3 protein-coding genes and 1 pseudogene are annotated in these 2663 nt (G+C 38.8%); all 4 read left to right on the top strand.

The annotated features are described in order from the left end of the window. Window positions 1-347 precede the first annotated feature (347 nt). Window positions 348-491, top strand: coding sequence for a hypothetical protein (locus tag WMO75_RS19235; protein ID WP_015568761.1), 144 nt, complete (start codon window positions 348-350; stop codon window positions 489-491). Window positions 492-601: 110 nt separating this feature from the next. Then, the gene (locus WMO75_RS19230) at window positions 602-2293 is read left to right on the top strand and encodes a recombinase family protein (protein WP_349078783.1); all 1692 of its coding nucleotides are present in this window, start codon (window positions 602-604) and stop codon (window positions 2291-2293) included. Window positions 2294-2314: 21 nt separating this feature from the next. Continuing rightward, window positions 2315-2452, top strand: coding sequence for a hypothetical protein (locus WMO75_RS19225; protein ID WP_349078785.1), 138 nt, complete (start codon window positions 2315-2317; stop codon window positions 2450-2452). Next, window positions 2406-2663, top strand: a pseudogene (locus WMO75_RS19220) (23S rRNA (uracil(1939)-C(5))-methyltransferase RlmD); the annotation flags it as partial. The gene WMO75_RS19225 and the pseudogene WMO75_RS19220, both read left to right, overlap by 47 nt.

Below are 2663 nucleotides of genomic sequence, written 5' to 3'. Positions count from 1 at the left end.
TTAAGGTGCATTACAGAATTTAATCCCGCATAGTTACTGAGATAATCCACAGCTGGAATTTAGTTTTTCATTTAAGTCTTTATCATATGCCAACAGAACCAGCGAAGATGTTTCCGGTAGGAAACGGAGCGGGTGAAGACACTTCCGTCAAGGGTGGGAAACGGACTCGAACAGGAGTAGCCCACAGGTCACGAAGAGATTCGTGGGACTAAAGGTCAGTTGTGAGACTGACAGCATGTGGTATGTAGAAAGCCAAATGAAGTATCTTTCAACAGTATGATTTCACAATTGAGATTTCGGTAAAAGAAGGTGATATGTTTAGTATTTTAAGAAGGGGGTGTTTACACATGGCAAAAGAATTAGAATTAGCCAAGAAGCTGGCTGTACTTGGGTGGATTTTCCGCAAGGGACTGATTACCGAAGATGAGTACAGCAGAACAAGAATTCATATTATGAGTGAATATGATGTTATAACTTTTATGACAGCATAGTCGCACATTCGTTAACATTTATATTTTGAATTATAGTGTAGGCAGTAGCAGAAATGATGTTACTGCCAATTTATTTTATACAGACAGATTTTAGGAAAGGAGCGTTTTCTATGGATGAAAAACAGGTAGAAGTAATAAAGAAAGTGGATGGTCCTGTTATCAGAGACCGCAGAAAGATGGGAAAGCCACTTACTATTACAAGAAAAAGAGTAGCAGCATATGTCCGTGTCAGCACGAATGGAGAAGAGCAGATACAGAGCTTTAATTCACAGAAGCAGTACTATCAGGATAAGATAGATTCCAATAAAGAGTGGGTTATGGTTGGAATATACGCTGATGAGGGTATCACAGGAACCAAAACAACGAAAAGAGAGCAGTTTCTTAAGATGATTGATGATTGTATGAATGGTCTTATAGATATTGTAATTACGAAGTCAGTATCAAGATTTTCACGAAATCTTGTTGATACACTGCAATATACCAGAATGCTGAAGGTAAAGGGAGTTACAGTAATTTTTGAAAAAGAGAATATTGACACATCAAAGATGGAAAGTGAGATGCAGTTATCACTTTTATCTGCTCTTGCACAGAATGAGGTTGAGTCTTTATCCCAGAATGTGACAATGGGTGTGCAGATGAAAATGTCCAGAGGAGAGCTGATGGGATTTAACGGATGTCTCGGATATGATTATAACCCGGAGAATAAGAGTATAACTATCAATGAAGCAGAAGCAGAGACAGTTCGCCTGATTTATGATTTGTATCTGCAGGGATATGGTGCATATAGAATTGCGAAGGAGCTTACGAGGCTTGGTAAGGTCAATAAAAAGGGCAATGTTAAGTGGACAGACAGCGGTGTTAGGGGAATTCTTAAGAATGAAAAGTACAAGGGCGATTTGCTTATGGGAAAAACTTACACAGTAGACCCGATATCAAAGAGGCGTCTGGATAATCATGGTGAATCTAATAAATATTATACGAAAAATCATCATGAAGCCATTATTTCAGAGGAAGAGTGGGATAAAGTTCAGGATATCTTAAAAAGCAGATATCGTACTAATGAAAATGTATCAGATGCAGAGAGAATCAAGTTTGCCAGAAAATATGCTTTTAGCAGTATGTGTCAGTGTGGTTTCTGTGGAACTAATCTCACCAGACGTTCCCATAATCAGGATACAAAGCACAAAAAGCCGGTATGGAAATGCCGGACGGCAACGAATAAGGGAATTGCAAACTGCCCACATAGCAAAGCCGTAGATGAAGTGGTTATCGAAAATGCGTTTCTTGAGATGTTTAAGTTGCTTGCAGAGAATTTTGATGATGTACTTGAATCTGTGTTGTCATCAGTGGAAGAAACATTATCCAAAGACGACAGTACAGAAAAATTGAAGCGTATTGAGAAAGAGATTTCCTCTCTTGAAAAGAAAAGAAAGAAATTGACTGATATGTATCTGGATGATAAAATTTCTAAAGAAGCCTATGACGATAAATACAGTGAGATGGGCAATAAGCTGGATAAATGTGAAGAAGAAAAGCATTTATTTTCTGACTGCGTATTATCACAGAAGAATATTGCTGATAAGATGAAACTCATCAGGCAGAAGCTTAAAGGGGCTGATGTACTTGATGAATTTGACAGAGTAGTGTTTGAAAGCATTGTGGAGAAAGTCGTTGTCGGTGATATGGAAGAGGATGGCACAGCTGATCCGTATAAGCTGACATTTGTGCTAAAGGGTATGGATGACAGAAGCATACCATATGCCAGAGACCGATATATGAATCTTCGTGAAAAGGCTGTGTAGACAACAAGGAGGAGCTTAAAAATGAGCGATAATCGTGACTTGTTGAATGATAAAGATGTGTGTTCTTTTGAAGAACACGAGGCAGAAAATGTGTGTTCCAACAAAGATGCCGTTGCATGTGGAGACGGTTGTTCTTTTGTCCCAACAAAAGCCGGATGACACGATAGAGATCGACTTAGACTTGGACGAGCTGGATGCCACCAGTGCCGAGTTGAAAGCAACCTATCAGGAAATCAAGGATTATGTGCTGAAAGAATCTGGCTTGAAGGTTTCAAGTTTATATATTTCTCAGATAAAACGCAAATGTGGAATTGAAGTGGGAGAAAACTATAATCTTCCAAAATCAGAAAATGCAAGAGTTCCACAATGC

The organism is Blautia intestinihominis (assembly GCF_040096655.1).
Taxonomy (GTDB): domain Bacteria; phylum Bacillota; class Clostridia; order Lachnospirales; family Lachnospiraceae; genus Blautia_A; species Blautia_A intestinihominis.
The sequence above is the reverse complement of the archived record's forward strand: the minus strand, read 5'-3'. Positions and strand labels throughout refer to the sequence as shown.